Source organism: Halomonas elongata DSM 2581, assembly GCF_000196875.2.
GTDB lineage: Bacteria > Pseudomonadota > Gammaproteobacteria > Pseudomonadales > Halomonadaceae > Halomonas > Halomonas elongata.
This window is the reverse complement of the sequence record NC_014532.2, coordinates 1,784,945-1,798,921: the sequence shown is the minus strand read 5'-3', so window position 1 is coordinate 1,798,921 and position 13,977 is coordinate 1,784,945. Positions and strand designations below refer to the sequence as shown.

Annotated in this window: 14 protein-coding genes; 4 read left to right on the top strand and 10 right to left on the bottom strand. The window is 64.3% G+C overall.

Annotated features, from left to right (window positions below):
* Positions 1–12 precede the first annotated feature (12 nt).
* From HELO_RS08490 to HELO_RS08465, 6 genes are all read right to left on the bottom strand, one after another.
* Positions 13–930: a LysR substrate-binding domain-containing protein gene (locus HELO_RS08490; protein ID WP_013332305.1), complete on the bottom strand. Its 918-nt coding sequence runs from the start codon at positions 928–930 to the stop codon at positions 13–15.
* A gap of 101 nt (positions 931–1,031) precedes the next feature.
* The gene (gene cls, locus HELO_RS08485) at positions 1,032–2,450 is read right to left on the bottom strand and encodes a cardiolipin synthase (RefSeq protein ID WP_013332304.1); all 1,419 of its coding nucleotides are present in this window, start codon (positions 2,448–2,450) and stop codon (positions 1,032–1,034) included.
* Between the two features lie 132 nt (positions 2,451–2,582).
* Positions 2,583–4,088: a fumarate hydratase gene (locus tag HELO_RS08480; protein WP_013332303.1), complete on the bottom strand. Its 1,506-nt coding sequence runs from the start codon at positions 4,086–4,088 to the stop codon at positions 2,583–2,585.
* 148 nt (positions 4,089–4,236) lie between these two features.
* Positions 4,237–6,258: an excinuclease ABC subunit UvrB gene (uvrB, locus tag HELO_RS08475; protein ID WP_013332302.1), complete on the bottom strand. Its 2,022-nt coding sequence runs from the start codon at positions 6,256–6,258 to the stop codon at positions 4,237–4,239.
* Between the two features lie 28 nt (positions 6,259–6,286).
* Positions 6,287–6,691 (bottom strand): OsmC family protein, encoded by a 405-nt coding sequence (locus HELO_RS08470; RefSeq protein WP_013332301.1) that lies wholly within the window; start codon positions 6,689–6,691, stop codon positions 6,287–6,289.
* On the bottom strand, positions 6,692–6,889 hold the full coding sequence (locus HELO_RS08465) for a hypothetical protein (RefSeq protein ID WP_041602020.1): 198 nt from the start codon (positions 6,887–6,889) through the stop codon (positions 6,692–6,694).
* A 144-nt stretch (positions 6,890–7,033) separates the two neighbouring features.
* On the opposite strand from HELO_RS08465, the gene ygfZ reads away from it, so the two are divergent.
* On the top strand, positions 7,034–8,071 hold the full coding sequence (gene ygfZ, locus HELO_RS08460) for a CAF17-like 4Fe-4S cluster assembly/insertion protein YgfZ (RefSeq protein ID WP_109637407.1): 1,038 nt from the start codon (positions 7,034–7,036) through the stop codon (positions 8,069–8,071).
* Positions 8,072–8,086: 15 nt separating this feature from the next.
* Here the strand turns inward: ygfZ and HELO_RS08455 are convergent, their stop codons facing one another.
* Positions 8,087–8,848 (bottom strand): TatD family hydrolase, encoded by a 762-nt coding sequence (locus HELO_RS08455; protein WP_013332299.1) that lies wholly within the window; start codon positions 8,846–8,848, stop codon positions 8,087–8,089.
* Between the two features lie 6 nt (positions 8,849–8,854).
* Positions 8,855–9,625 carry a 3-hydroxybutyrate dehydrogenase gene (locus tag HELO_RS08450; RefSeq protein ID WP_013332298.1) on the bottom strand — a complete coding sequence of 257 codons (771 nt, stop codon included), beginning with the start codon at positions 9,623–9,625 and terminating at the stop codon, positions 8,855–8,857.
* A gap of 219 nt (positions 9,626–9,844) precedes the next feature.
* On the opposite strand from HELO_RS08450, the gene HELO_RS08445 reads away from it, so the two are divergent.
* The 3 genes from HELO_RS08445 to HELO_RS08435 all read left to right on the top strand — a co-directional run bounded on the left by HELO_RS08445 (position 9,845) and on the right by HELO_RS08435 (position 12,125).
* Positions 9,845–10,666 (top strand): inositol monophosphatase family protein, encoded by an 822-nt coding sequence (locus HELO_RS08445; protein WP_013332297.1) that lies wholly within the window; start codon positions 9,845–9,847, stop codon positions 10,664–10,666.
* A 175-nt stretch (positions 10,667–10,841) separates the two neighbouring features.
* Positions 10,842–11,114 (top strand): GrxA family glutaredoxin, encoded by a 273-nt coding sequence (locus HELO_RS08440; RefSeq protein ID WP_013332296.1) that lies wholly within the window; start codon positions 10,842–10,844, stop codon positions 11,112–11,114.
* Positions 11,115–11,363: 249 nt separating this feature from the next.
* Positions 11,364–12,125 (top strand): VOC family protein, encoded by a 762-nt coding sequence (locus HELO_RS08435; RefSeq protein WP_013332295.1) that lies wholly within the window; start codon positions 11,364–11,366, stop codon positions 12,123–12,125.
* Between the two features lie 154 nt (positions 12,126–12,279).
* Here the strand turns inward: HELO_RS08435 and HELO_RS08430 are convergent, their stop codons facing one another.
* Positions 12,280–12,942 (bottom strand): CoA transferase subunit B, encoded by a 663-nt coding sequence (locus tag HELO_RS08430; protein WP_013332294.1) that lies wholly within the window; start codon positions 12,940–12,942, stop codon positions 12,280–12,282.
* A 190-nt stretch (positions 12,943–13,132) separates the two neighbouring features.
* Positions 13,133–13,834: a CoA transferase subunit A gene (locus tag HELO_RS08425; protein WP_013332293.1), complete on the bottom strand. Its 702-nt coding sequence runs from the start codon at positions 13,832–13,834 to the stop codon at positions 13,133–13,135.
* Positions 13,835–13,977: the final 143 nt, after the last annotated feature.

The following is a 13,977-nucleotide window of genomic DNA, read 5'->3' as shown; positions in this document are numbered from 1 at the left end:
ATCACGCTATGTTCAGGCCTGGAGGAAATCCCTCGGCAGCTTCATCATCTGCCGCCAGAGTTTCTCCACGCCAGGCTTGTGCACCAGCGAGCAACGATACAGGCGGATCTCCAGCGGCACATCGTTCTGCTCGCCGCCCGCCCGCACCAGCCGGCCATCGTTGAGTTCCTGGCGGATGCAGAAGTCCGGGATCCAGGCCATGCCCACACCCTGCATGACCATGCCCTTGAGCCCTTCGGCCATGGCGGTCTCGTAGACGGTCCGCAGGCGCATGCGCAGCGGGTCATTCTTCAGCAGCATGCGCACGCTGCGCCCCAGGAAGGCCCCCTGGGTGTAGGAGAGATAGGGAATCGCCTCGCCGCTGTCCAGCGAGAAACGCGGCCGCCCCCGGGTATCCGGCAGACAGACCGGCAGCATCTTGACCTGGCCGATGGAAAAGGAGGGAAAGACCTCGGCGTCGAGCTGCATGCTGGCATAGGGATCATAGTACGCCAGCATCAGGTCGCAGTTGCCTTCGCGCAGCACATGAATGGCATCGCCCACGTTCATGGCCACCAGGCGGGTCGGCAATTCGCCGACGCCCTTCTGCAGGCGGGAGATCCACTGCGGATAGAAGCTCAATGCCAGGGAGTGCGCGGCCACGATGTCCAGGGCTTCGTTGGCCATGGAAAGCCCCCGCAAGTGGCCAAGGCTCTCGTTGAGCTGCTCGACCATGCTGCGCGCGGTCACCAGGAACAACTGCCCTTCCGGGGTGAGATCCACCGGCGTGGTGGAGCGATCGACCAGGGTGACGCCCACCGCCTGCTCCAGCGAACGGATGCGCCGGCTGAAGGCCGGTTGAGTGACGTGGCGCTGTCGCGCCGATCCAGAAAAACTACGCGTGTTGGCCAGGGCGACGAAATCTTCCAGCCACTTGGTCTCGAGGTTCACCACGACTCCCGATCACTGATACATGGACGACTCTTCCGGAGTCGGTCGGTATGCTCGGCGTGAGCGTAATTTACCTCAGCCGCTCGCCCATCCCAAGCGAATCACTGCACCGGAGAGAGCAGATAGGCAGCACGGGACAACAACTTGCGCCACAGCGCCCGGGACTGGATCTCCTCGAGCGTGACTTCCCGACAGGCAGTGAAATCGTGCACGAGCATTTCGTGCACCTCGGCGGCGAAACGCCGGTCCGGCACCACCGCCGTGATCTCGAAATTGAGCCGGAAGGAGCGATTGTCGAGATTCACGGTGCCGACGCTGGCCGCCACGTCATCGATCAGGATGACCTTCTGGTGCAGAAAGCCCGGCTGGTAGCGATACACCCTCACGCCGGCACGCAGCATGTCGGGCAAGAAGGAAAAGGCCGAGAGGAAGACCAGCAGATGATCCGGGCGCTCCGGCATCATGATACGCACGTCCACCCCGCGCATGGCGGCCAGTCTCAGGGCATCCTGGACACTGTGGTCCGGCACGAAATAGGGGCTGGTCACCCAGAGGCGCTCGTGGGCACTGTGGATGGCATGTTGCACCAGCAGGCTGGCGGTTTCCTGCGGATCCGCCGGTCCCGAGGGCACGATCACCACATTCTGGCTTTCCTCGCAGGTGACCTGTGGCGTCCAGGTCAGGCTGGCCACCTCACCCGTCGCCCAGTGCCAGTCCTCCCAGAAGGCTTCCTGGAGGCCGAGCACGCTGGGGCCCGCCAGGCGCAGATGGGTATCGCGCCAATGGCCATGCTTGGGGTTCTGGCCCAGATACTCGACGCCGACATTGAACCCGCCAACCCAGCCTTCGCGACCGTCGACCACCAGGATCTTGCGGTGATTGCGGAAGTTGAGCTGGAAGCGGTGTCTCACGCCGCGGGAGGAGTGAAAGGCGCTGACCGCCACGCCGGCCCCACGCAGATCGCGCAGGTAACGCTCCGGCAGCTTGTGACAGCCGATCTCGTCATAGAGGAAATAGACGCGTACATCTCTCGCGACAGCATTCTTCAGGCGCTGCTTGAGCTCGTGGCCGAGGGCGTCGTCGCGCACGATGAAGAACTGCACCAGAACATACTGCTCGGCACGGTCGATGCCCGCAAACAGGCTTTCGAAGGTCGCTTCGCCATCCACCAGCAGCTCCGCGCGGTTGCCACTGGTCAGCGGCATCATCGCCAGCTTTTCCACGGCCAGCACGTCGGCTTCCTTGGCGCCGGCCAGGTAAGGCTCGACCAGGTTGCGGTAGCGCGCCAGCACCCGACGCAGCACGGAATCGCGCTCGCCGCGCGCCGATACATAGCCATAGAATCTCGGCCTGCCGAACACCCAGTAGGCCGGCACCGCCAGATAAGGAACGGTCACCAGCGAGATGATCCAGGCGATAGCCCCCTGGGACGTACGGCTGGACATCAAGGCCTGTACCGCCGACAGAATGCCGAGCAGATGAATCGTCGGAATCAGCACGCCGAACAACCAGGAAGCCATGCTCACACCCTTTCCGTGGGATAAAGACGCGGGTCGTCGATGATCGACGGGCCATAGCATACGCGCAACGACGACGGCCCCGCCAGTCGACGGGGCCGTCATGCGCAGTCGCGGACGCTACTCTGTAACGGATCAGGCGCGCTCGGCGATGATCTCCTTCCACTTTGCCGGCCCGGTCTGATGTACCGAAGTGCCCGCGCTGTCCACCGCCACGGTCACCGGCATGTCCTCGACCTCGAACTCATAGATCGCTTCCATGCCCAGGTCCTCGAAGCCGACCACTCGCGCCTGCTTGATTGCCTGGGCCACCAGGTAGGCGGAGCCGCCGACCGCCATCAGGTAGACGGCCTGATTGTCGCGAATCGCCTCGATGGCCGCTTCGCCACGCTCGGCCTTGCCGACCATGCCCAACAGGCCGGTCTGCTCCAGCATGGTCCGCGTGAACTTGTCCATCCGGGTCGCCGTGGTCGGACCGGCCGGCCCCACCACTTCGTCACCGACCGGATCCACCGGGCCCACGTAGTAGATGAAGCGCCCCTTCAGGTCCACGGGCAGCGGCTCGCCCTTGGCGATCATGTCGACCATGCGCTTGTGGGCGGCGTCACGGCCGGTGAGCAGCTTGCCATTGAGCAGCAGGGTGTCCCCGGGCTGCCAGGTGCGAATCTCCTCGGCGGTGATCGCATCGAGATCGACGCGCTTGACGTTGTCGCCGGCCTCGCGGGTGATCTCCGGCCAGTCCTCGAGCTTGGGCGCCGGCAGCGCGGCCGCGCCGGAACCGTCCAGGGTGAAGTGGGCGTGACGCGTCGCCGCGCAGTTGGGAATGATCGCCACCGGCTTGTTGGCAGCATGGGTCGGATAGTCCTTGACCTTGATGTCGAGCACCGTGGTCAACCCGCCCAGGCCCTGGGCACCGATGCCGGTCCGATTGACCTTGTCGTAGAGCTCGAGACGCAGCTCCTCGGCGCGGTTCGAAGCCCCGCGAGCCTGGAGTTCCTGGATGTCGATGGGATCGAGCAACGATTCCTTGGCCAGCTCCATGGCTTTCTCGGCGGTACCGCCGATGCCGATGCCGAGCATCCCCGGCGGGCACCAGCCGGCGCCCATCTTCGGCAATTGCTCGAGCACCCAGTCGACCACGCTATCGGAGGGATTGAGCATGGCGAACTTCGACTTGGCCTCGCTGCCGCCGCCCTTGGCGGCCACATGCACCTCGACGGTGTCGCCGGGCACCAGCTTGTGGTGAATCACCGCCGGCGTGTTGTCACGGGTATTGGCACGCTTGCCGTCCGGGTCGGCCAGCACCGAGGCACGCAGCACGTTATCGGGCAGCAGATAGGCCCGACGCACCCCCTCGTTGATCATGTCATCCAGGCTCATGTCCGTCTCGAAGCGCACGTTCATGCCGACGTGCACGAAGACGGTGACGATGCCGGTATCCTGACAGATCGGGCGATGACCGGTGGCACACATCCGGGAATTGATCAGGATCTGGGCGATGGCGTCCCTGGCGGCAGGATTCTCCTCCCGCTCGTAGGCCTCCGCCATGGCATCGATGAAGTCCTTGGGATGATAGTAGGAGATATACTGCAGGGCGTCGGCGACACTCTGGATGAGGTCGTCCTGGCGGATCACGGTCATGAGCAAGTCGCTCCTTTGTGGGTCGACGCGCCCGCTTCTGTACCGACCCGAAACGCCGGCGGCGGGCTTCAAGGAGCGGTTATCATACCGTAATCGCTTGCCTTCCGGCAGCTTGACACCGCAGGAATCATCGGCTCAAGCCACCGGTTCAGCCCACCGCCAGTTGGCGCTCCTTGAGCTCATGCAGGCGATCCCGCAGTCGCGCGGCTTCCTCGAACTCGAGATTCTGCGCCGCCTCGACCATGGCATCCTCGAGCCGCGTCAGCTCCTTCTGTATCTCCGCCGGCGACAGGGAATCGGGATCGTAGATCGCCGCGCCCTCGGCCACCTTGCGTTCGCTCTTGCGCCCCTTGCCCTTGCGTCCCGGGGTCTCGGCCGACTCGAGGATATCCGCCACCGAACGGGACACGGTTTCGGGCGTGATGCCATGCTCCTCGTTATGAGCGATCTGCTTGGCGCGTCGACGTTCGGTCTCGTCGATGGCACGGCGCATGGAATCGGTGACCCGATCGCCATAGAGCACTGCCTTGCCATGGGCATTGCGCGCCGCCCGGCCGATGGTCTGAATCAGCGAGCGCTCGTTGCGCAGGAAGCCTTCCTTGTCGGCATCGAGGATCGCCACCAGCGAAACCTCGGGAATGTCCAGGCCCTCGCGCAGCAGGTTGATGCCCACCAGGACATCGAACTTGCCGAGTCGAAGATCACGGATGATCTCCACGCGCTCGACGGTATCGATGTCGGAGTGCAGGTATCGCACCCTGACGTCGTGCTCATCCAGGTACTCGGTCAGGTCCTCGGCCATGCGCTTGGTCAGGGTGGTGACCAGCACGCGCTCGTCCACCGCGCTGCGTGCACGGACTTCCGACAACAGATCGTCGACCTGGGTGGAGGCCGGGCGCACCTCGATCTCGGGATCGAGCAGGCCGGTGGGACGCACCACCTGCTCCACCACCTGCCCGGCGTGCTCGGCTTCATAGGGGCCGGGCGTCGCCGAGACGAACACCGCCTGAGGGCAGATGCGCTCCCATTCCTGGAACGTCATGGGGCGGTTGTCCAGTGCCGAGGGCAGCCGGAAGCCGTATTCCACCAGCGTCTCCTTGCGCGAACGGTCACCCTTGTACATGCCCCCGACCTGGGGAACGCTGACGTGGGACTCGTCGATGAACAGCAGGGCATCCGCCGGCAGGTAATCGAAAAAGGTGGGCGGCGGCTCGCCGGGCGCCCGCCCCGAGAGGTAGCGGGAATAGTTCTCGATGCCGTTGCAGTAGCCGAGTTCCAGCATCATCTCGATGTCGTAGAGCGAACGCTGCTCCAGCCGCTGCGCCTCGACCAGCTTGTCGTGCTGGCGCATCCAGGCCAGCCGCTCCGCCAGCTCTTCCTTGATCGAGTCGATGGCGCCCATGATGGTTTCCCGCGGCGTCACATAGTGCGTCTTGGGATAGATGGTCATGCGCGGCACCTTGCCCCGCACTTCGCCGGTCAGCGGATCGAACAGGCTGATCTGGTCGATCTCGTCGTCGAACAGCTCGACGCGCACGGCCTCGTCCTCGGCGTCGGCCGGGAAGATATCGATGACATCGCCGCGTACCCGGTAGGTCCCGCGCTTGAAGTCCATGTCGTTGCGGGTGTACTGCAACTCGGCCAGGCGTCGCAGGAAGGCGCGCTGGTCGATGAGCTCGCCACGATTGAAGTGCAGGCGCATCTTCAGGTAGAGGTCCGGATCGCCGAGACCGTAGATCGCCGACACCGAGACCACGATCAGCGCATCGCGACGCTCGAGCAGCGCCTTGGTGGCGGACAGCCGCATCTGCTCGATGTGATCGTTGATCGAGGCGTCCTTCTCGATGAAGGTGTCCGAGGAAGGCACATAGGCCTCGGGCTGATAATAGTCGTAGTAGGAAACGAAGTACTCGACGGCATTTTCGGGGAAGAACGACTTGAACTCGCCATAGAGCTGGGCGGCCAGGGTCTTGTTCGGCGCCATGACGATGGTCGGACGCTGCAGGCGCTCGACGACGTTGGCCATGGTGAAGGTCTTGCCCGAGCCGGTCACCCCCAGCAGCGTCTGGTGGGCCAGGCCGGCTTCGAGCCCCTTCACCAGCCCCTCGATGGCCGAGGGCTGATCCCCGGCGGGCTTGAACTTCGATTCCAGACGAAACGGCTTGCTCATCGGTTCTCCCTGCTGTCGCGACATGCGGCTATGTCGACCGGCGCGTGGTGATCTCGACCTCGGATGTCGTCATCAGGCGGTGGATGGGACACTTGTCGCTGATCTCCTCGAGCCGCGCCCGCTGCGTCTCGTCCAGGTCGCCATGAAACTGCATGATCACCTCGAGGCGATAGACACCCCGCGCCTCGTCGCGTTCATCGCGATTGACCGTCACCTCGACGCTCTCCAGGGGCCAGCCCTTGCGACGCGCGTACATCCGGGCGGTGATCGCCTTGCAGGCGCCCAGCGAGAGATCGAAGTAGTCATGCGGGTCCGGCGCCAGGCCATCGCCCCCGTATTCCTCGGGCACGTCGACGAGCAGATCCTCGAAGCCGTCGATGGTGGCCCGTTCACGCAACCGGCCGTTGCGTTCGCTGCGCAGCCGAATACTCATTCAGGATACCTCGATACCCAGACCGAGCGCCTGGACCGCCTTTATCAGCGCCTGGCGACGCACGTTACCATCCACATCGGCGCCATGGCGTCCCACCTCGACACTCTCGACACCATCCAGCATCATCAAGGCGGTGGTGATGCGATTGACCTGATCGGCGTCCTCGACGCCCTTGAACTGTAGAGACAATTGCGCCATGCAGGCAGCTCCATTCGGCAGCGAACATCGGATCCTCGAGTCTAGCACGACGCCCGCTCGACTGGCCCGCGACACTTGCATTCCCGCCGCCTCGCCCGCATGTTGCTTCCACATTCCGCCAAGGCAGATGACAAGGATCCCGACATGAACGACTGGATCGCGCGAATCGGCGGTCGCCTCGAAGACGGCGCGCGTGTCGTCTTCGACACTCCCGAACCCGCTCGCCGGGCCCTGGAGGGGCCGGTGATGTCCCCGCTCGTCCACCTCGGCATCCTCGATGTCGTGGGCGATGGTGCCGAACGTTTCCTCCAGGGCCAGACCAGCGCCCAGCTCTCGCTGGTCGACGGTGAGTTCGCACCGCTGGGTTGCTTCTGCACGCCCAAGGGCCGCGTTCTCGCCAACGTCCAGTTGTGGCGCGTGGCGCCGAATCACTACCGCTTGCTGACGCACCACGAGCTGGTCGCCTCCCTCGCCGAGCATCTGGCCAAGTTTGCGCCCTTCTATCGGGTCGAGCTGACGCCGCGCGACGATCTCGCCCTGATCGGCCTGTTCGGCCATGAGGCCCCCGCCGTGGCCGAGGCCCTGCTCGACGTGGAGCCCCCCGGTGCCTGGCGGCAGGTCGAGCGGGAGGCCCTCCAGGTCGTGGGGCATCCCGGCCCGGTCACCCGGATGCTGCTCTGCCTGCCGACAGCGGACGCCGAAGCCACCTGGTCGCGCCTGGCCGCCCAGGTCACGCCGGTCGACAGCGCCACATGGCGCCTGCACGACATCCAGGCCGGGCTGGTCTGGCTCGACGCCAGCCAGCGCGACAGCTATCTGCCGCAGATGATCAACTGGGAGGCGTTGGGCGGCATCAGCTTCAAGAAGGGCTGCTACACCGGCCAGGAAGTCGTTGCCCGGGCGCACTTCCGTGGCCAGGTCAAGAAGCGCCTGATGCGCGCCCAGCTCGAGGGCGAGCAATTGCCCGAGCCGGGCAGCGCCGTCCTCGACGCCGCCGACAAGCGCCTCGGTGAGGTTCTCAGCGCCGAACTCGACGCCTATGGGCAGGCCGAGATCCTGGCGGTGATGAGTACGCGGGAGCCCAAGGAGCCATTGAGCGTGGCCGGGCAGAAGCTCAAGCTGCTCAAGCTTCCTTATCCTCTTGAGCGTCTGGATCCGGAGCAGTTAGCGGAGAAACACTGACCCGGGCGGACATTCTCAGGTCGAACCGAATAGCCGGTTCGCCGTCGCCGAGCTGTCCGCCGCCACCCGGTCGAATGACTGGCCGCGCAGCTCGGCCACCACCCGACACACCTCCGCTACCCGCGCCGGCTCGTTGCGCTCGCCCTGGTGGCCGGCAAGCGGCATGTCGGGGCTGTCGGTCTCCAGCACATAGCCGTCATCGGGCAAGGCCGCCACGGCACGCTGCAGTCGCTTGGCGCGCTCATGCGTCACGGCACCTCCCAGGCCCACCACGAACCCCAGTCGGCGAAAGGCTTCCGCCTGTTCGGGAGAACCGGCAAAGGCATGGATCAGCCCGCCGGCCGGTGGCGCCAGTTGGCGCAGCCGCTTGGCCACCTGGTCGTTGGCTCGCACGCAGTGCACGACCAGAGGCAGATTGTGCCGTCGCGCCAGTCGTACCTGGGCATCGAACAGCCGCCACTGCGCTTCCAGCGAATCGGCAAAGCGCGCATCGATACCGCACTCGCCCACCGCGACGACGCCAGGATTGGCATCGAGCGCTTCCTCCAGTGCCTCGATGTCCTCGTCGCCATGCCGGTCGAGAAAGCAGGGATGCAGCCCGAGACATACTGCAATCCCCTGGCACTCGCCCAGCGCCAGCACCTCGCCCCATCGCTCCCGGGTCGTGGCCGGCACCACAAAGCGTTCGACACCCGCCGCCCGGGCCCGGGCCAACACCCGTTCCCGGTCGGCGGAAAAGTCGGGGAAATCCAGATGACAATGCGCGTCGACGAGCATCGGCAACTACTGGGCCGTCCAGCCCAGGTCGATGTTCCAACTGGCGCCGGTAACGGCACCGGCGGCATCGGATGCCAGATAGCCGACCAGCGCGGCCACTTCGTCGGGGTCGATCAGCCGCTTCACGGCGGCGTTCTTGAGCATGACCTGCTCGATGACCTCCTGCTCGTCCATGCCGTGCATCCGGGCCTGATCGGCGATCTGATTGTCGACCAGCGGCGTCTTGACGTAGGCCGGGCACAGGGCATTCGCCGTGATGCCCTGATCGCCTCCCTCGAGTGCAGCCGTCTTGGTCAGGCCGATCATGCCGTGCTTGGCGCTGACATAGGCCGCCTTGCCGGGCGAAGCGACCTGGGCGTGCACCGAGGCGATGTTGACGATACGCCCCCAGCCATTTTCACGCATGGAGGGCCAGGCCGCCTGGGTCAGCAGGAAGGGAGCCGTCAGCATCAGGTCGATGATGTGGCGCCACTTTTCCTCGGGAAAGGTCTCGATCGGCGAGACATGCTGGATGCCGGCGTTGTTGACCAGGATATCGAGATGTCCGAAACGCTGGAGCGCATCCTGCACCGCCGCCCGGCAGGCATCGCCATTGGTGAGATCGGCCTGATGGAAGGCGGCGCCGGCACGTTCGGCGACCTCCTCCCCGGCCGGGTTGAAGTCCACGGCCAGGACCTGGTGTCCCTGCTCGCAGAAGTGGCGGACCACGGCCTCACCGATACCACTGCTGGTGCCGGTGACCAGGGCGACACGGGGCTTGGCGGCATTGGCATTCATGAACGACTCCTCGGAGAACTGTAAGAAGGACGGCCAACAAGAACCGTAAAAAAATGTTTTGAAAGCTTTGCAAAAGCGCGGTGGCATGGCCTGGCGACGTCATCAGCATAGGGTAAAGCCCATTGCGTTGCCTATGCCCACGGCCACCACATTCGACAGCCGGATCGTGATACAGGACACTGCTTGCAACGAGACCCCAACGCCGAGGAGCCAGCCACCATGACCCCCGAGCAACGACTGGAAATCGCCGAGGACATCGCCCGGCAGGCCGGCCGCATGATCCGCGACGCACGTACGGGCCAGGATTTCGGCCAGCGCTACAAGGACGGGCAGGAATTGGTGACCGACGCCGATGTCGAGGTCGACACCTACATCAGCGAACGGCTGCAGACGGACTTCCCCGACGAGCAACGCCTCAGCGAGGAACTGGCGCCGGACCGAGAAGCCCTGGAAACTCCCAAGGCGCTATGGATCGTCGACCCCATCGACGGTACCGTGAATTTCGCCCATGGGCTTCGCCATGTGGCCGTTTCCATCGGTTGGGCCAGCGAAGGGCATCTGCGCCTCGGTGTGGTGCACGCTCCCTTCCTCGACGAGACCTACACGGCGCTGGCCGGCCATGGCGCCTGGTGCAACGGCGAACCGATCCAGACCAGCCCGGCACCGCAACTCGAGCGCGCCCTGGTGGGTACCGGTTTCCCCTACCGGCGTGACAGCCGCCCTCCCCTGATGCGCCGGCTGATGGCCATCCTGACCCATTGCCAGGATATTCGCCGCAACGGCTCGGCCGCCCTGGATCTCTGCGATGTCGCCTGTGGTCGACTGGACGCCTATTACGAAAGCGTCTCGCCCTGGGACTTCGCCGCCGGGCTGCTGATCGCCCGGGAAGCCGGCGCCCGTACCGGCCACCTCTACCCCGGTCCGGGCGGTATCCCCGAGGACCTTTACGGCGAAAACCTGCTGGTCAGTAGTCCCGGCCTGCATGACGAACTGGGAGACCTGCTGCGACGCGCCGACGCCAGCGAAATCTCTTCCTGGTGACGCCTGATAGGCTGACACAATGATGGCCTTTGGGCGGCGCCTATTGGCCAAACGCCAGCCGCTCGGTCACAATATCGCGCCATTTCCCGGGTCTTGTGCGAACAGTCGACGAGCGAAGGCCCTTTTCGTACAGACCCTGGCCATTCATGCATTCCGAAATACAAGGAGACAGCTGATGTTCGTCGTCATATTCGGCCGCCCCGCCTGCCCGTTCTGCGTTCGTGCCCAGGCGCTCGCCGAGAAGCTGGAAAGCGCCGGCGCCATCGAAGGCTTCCGCTACGTGGACATCCACGAAGAAGGCATCACCAAGGCCGACCTGGAGAAGACCATCGGCAAGCCGGTGCAAACCGTGCCGCAGATCTTCGCCGACCAGACGCACATCGGTGGTTTCACCGAATTCGACCAGTGGGTCACCGAGCAAGGGCTGTTGGCCACCACGGCTCAGTGAACGACTCATTCAGCGCTTTGCTGACGCCCCAAAAAGCCGCCGACAGGCGGTTTTTTTTCGTTGACTCCCTCGCCGAACCCCGCCCGAATGCCTCGCTTGCGCCCTCGTTGAATCTGCCCACACCCAGGCCGTTTACAATCCTCATGATCGAGTACGAGAAAGCGCCCTGGTGTTTACGAACATTCGATAGCGGGCCGCGGCGCTTTCGCAATGGCATTGGACGTCGTCGGATCGGCAGAAGGATCAAGGATGCAACGGGAAGCGTTTATCCAGCAATTGTGGCTGGATTACATCCACCATCAACCGGATATCGGCGGGCTGCGCCTGTGGCCGGTAACGGCAAGAGCGGAGTACCTGACACTGCTCACGCTCAATCATGGCCCCTGGGCGATGGATGCGCTGTTGCCGCTGCTCGCACAATGCGGCTACCAGCCTCGCCATCGTTATGCCATGGCCGATCGTGGCCTGCTGGTCACCCTGCTGGCCACGGACGACCATGACGCACCCTGGCTGGTACTCGCCGAGTTGCAGCTCGGAACCCTGCAGCGCCGGCCCCGGGATCGGCTGCGGCGGCTCGTCGATAGCGCCGACACCAGCCCCGCCTCGCTGCCCTGCGGAGGGCGCCCCTGGCCCATGCCGAGCTGGGACGACTACCGAACCCTGGCGGAAGCTCATCCCCTGGCAGGCTGGCTGGCGGTGATGGGCACACGTGTCCATCATGCGGGATTCGATTGCGGCCATCTCGGCGACGACATCGGGCACCTCGACGAGCGCTTGCACCAGGCCGGCTTTGCCGGCGACGCCGATCGCCATCGCGGGGTCTTTCCCATCTCGCCGTTGCTCGATTATCGCTTCTACGCCACCCATTCGCAGCGCCTGCCCTTCGCCGACGGCGACCTGCATCGCGTTCCCCTCGGCGGCCTGGCGCTGGTCCAGAAGCAGGTCAGTGCCAACCAGGAACGCTGTGTCGAGCTGCTGCTTCCCCACCATACCCGTTGCGAGCTGGGTTGAGAGCCGAGCCGACCGGCATTCGATGCAATGCATCATGACCATCCACAGTTTCTGTGGATAACGCTGTGAATCGGCTCGGTAGAACCGCGCGCAAGCGGCTAGCCAATGCCCCCTGACACGAAATGGTCAGATTTTCGACAGGCCGACGGCCCGCTCAAGGGGCGAAGGTCATCTCCGGCACGTGCTCGGGCACCACCAGGCGACCGGCCGTCTTTGCCTTGATCTCCTCGACGCTGACCCCCGGGGCGCGCTCCTTGAGCACGAAGGCACCATCCTCGATCTCCAGATACGCCAGGTCGGTGAGCACGCGATTGATGCAGCCGGCACCGGTCAGCGGCAGGTTGCACTGCTCGAGCAGTTTCGATTCACCATGCTTGGACGCATGGGTCATGGTACAGATGATGTTCTCGGCCCCGGCCACCAGGTCCATGGCCCCGCCCATGCCCTTGATCAGCTTGCCGGGAATCATCCAGGAGGCGATGTTGCCGTGCTGGTCGATCTCGAAGGCGCCGAGTACGGTGAGATCGACGTGGCCGCCGCGAATCATCGCGAAGGACTCCGCCGAGGAGAAGATCGCCGCGCCGGATCGCGCCGTGACGGTCTGCTTGCCGGCATTGATCATGTCCGGGTCGAGTTCGTCCTCGGTGGGGAAGCGCCCCATGCCGAGCAGACCGTTCTCGGACTGCAGCATCACATCGATATCGTCGGGGACATAGTTGGCCACCAGGGTCGGGATGCCGATGCCCAGGTTGACGTAGAAACCGTCCTCGAGTTCGCGCGCCACGCGCATTGCCATCTGTTCGCGAGTCAGTGCCATCTTGATGCCTCTTGTATCTTGTCAGGGATGAGGGAGTTCCTCGGCCTCGGGCTGGATGAGCGCCGGGGACAAGGCGGAGCGAGGGGTCTTTTGCCATGGATGGCAAAAGTAGCGCCCAAGGATGGGTTTACAGCGCCCTCGCGAAGGCTTGTCGCCGGAAAAGCTCATTCTTGATCGGTCGAAGGAGCTCTTAGCCCTCGTGCACGGTGCGCTTTTCGATGCGCTTCTCGAAGGTGCCCTGGATGATCCGGTCGACATAGATCCCCGGCGTGTGAATCTGATCGGGACGCAACTCGCCGGGCTCGACGATTTCTTCCACCTCGACCACGGTGACACGACCGGCGGTGGCGGCCAGCGGGTTGAAGTTCTGGGCGGTGTCGCGGTAGACGACATTGCCGTATCGATCGGCCTTCCAGCCCTTGACGATGGCGAAGTCGCCGACCACGGATTCCTCGAGAATGTAGGAGCGCCCGTTGAACTCGCGGACCTCCTTGCCCTCGCCGATGGGCGTGCCATAGCCGGTGGCGGTGTAGAAGGCGGGAATCCCCGCTCCCCCGGCACGCATCTTCTCGGCCAGGGTCCCCTGGGGCGTGAGCACCACCTCGATCTCGCCTTCCAGCATCTGCTGTTCGAAGAGCGCGTTCTCGCCCACGTAGGACGCATGGATGGCACGGATCTGCCGATCCTCGAGCAAGACACCGAGACCGAAACCGTCGACGCCACAATTGTTGGAATAGATGGTCAGGTCCTTGACCCCGCGCCGCTTGATCTCGCCGATCAGGTTCTCCGGGATGCCACACAGCCCGAAGCCACCGGCAATGATCGTCATGCCGCTCTCGAGGCCGGCCATCGCCGCCTCATAGGAATCCACTCGCTTGTCGAATCCGGCCATACTGGTGCCTCAATGATTGCCAGGAAATTGTTGTCGGCGCTCCACCATCGCGGGAGCTTGTCCTGCAGTGTCATGGCCCGACCATCTATTTGTTAAGTTTGTTTTTCTTATCGTTTTTTTGTAAAAACAAATAAATCTAGTCG

Coding starts and splice junctions, on each gene's coding strand:
- HELO_RS08480 (WP_013332303.1), bottom strand. CDS start 4,088: ATGACCGTGATCCGCCAGGACGACCTCATCCAGAGTGTCGCCGACGCC.
- uvrB (WP_013332302.1), bottom strand. CDS start 6,258: ATGAGCAAGCCGTTTCGTCTGGAATCGAAGTTCAAGCCCGCCGGGGAT.
- HELO_RS08440 (WP_013332296.1), top strand. CDS start 10,842: ATGTTCGTCGTCATATTCGGCCGCCCCGCCTGCCCGTTCTGCGTTCGT.
- HELO_RS08465 (WP_041602020.1), bottom strand. CDS start 6,889: ATGGCGCAATTGTCTCTACAGTTCAAGGGCGTCGAGGACGCCGATCAG.
- HELO_RS08430 (WP_013332294.1), bottom strand. CDS start 12,942: ATGGCACTGACTCGCGAACAGATGGCAATGCGCGTGGCGCGCGAACTC.
- ygfZ (WP_109637407.1), top strand. CDS start 7,034: ATGAACGACTGGATCGCGCGAATCGGCGGTCGCCTCGAAGACGGCGCG.
- HELO_RS08435 (WP_013332295.1), top strand. CDS start 11,364: ATGCAACGGGAAGCGTTTATCCAGCAATTGTGGCTGGATTACATCCAC.
- HELO_RS08425 (WP_013332293.1), bottom strand. CDS start 13,834: ATGGCCGGATTCGACAAGCGAGTGGATTCCTATGAGGCGGCGATGGCC.
- HELO_RS08470 (WP_013332301.1), bottom strand. CDS start 6,691: ATGAGTATTCGGCTGCGCAGCGAACGCAACGGCCGGTTGCGTGAACGG.
- HELO_RS08450 (WP_013332298.1), bottom strand. CDS start 9,625: ATGAATGCCAATGCCGCCAAGCCCCGTGTCGCCCTGGTCACCGGCACC.
- HELO_RS08455 (WP_013332299.1), bottom strand. CDS start 8,848: ATGCTCGTCGACGCGCATTGTCATCTGGATTTCCCCGACTTTTCCGCC.
- cls (WP_013332304.1), bottom strand. CDS start 2,450: ATGGCTTCCTGGTTGTTCGGCGTGCTGATTCCGACGATTCATCTGCTC.
- HELO_RS08445 (WP_013332297.1), top strand. CDS start 9,845: ATGACCCCCGAGCAACGACTGGAAATCGCCGAGGACATCGCCCGGCAG.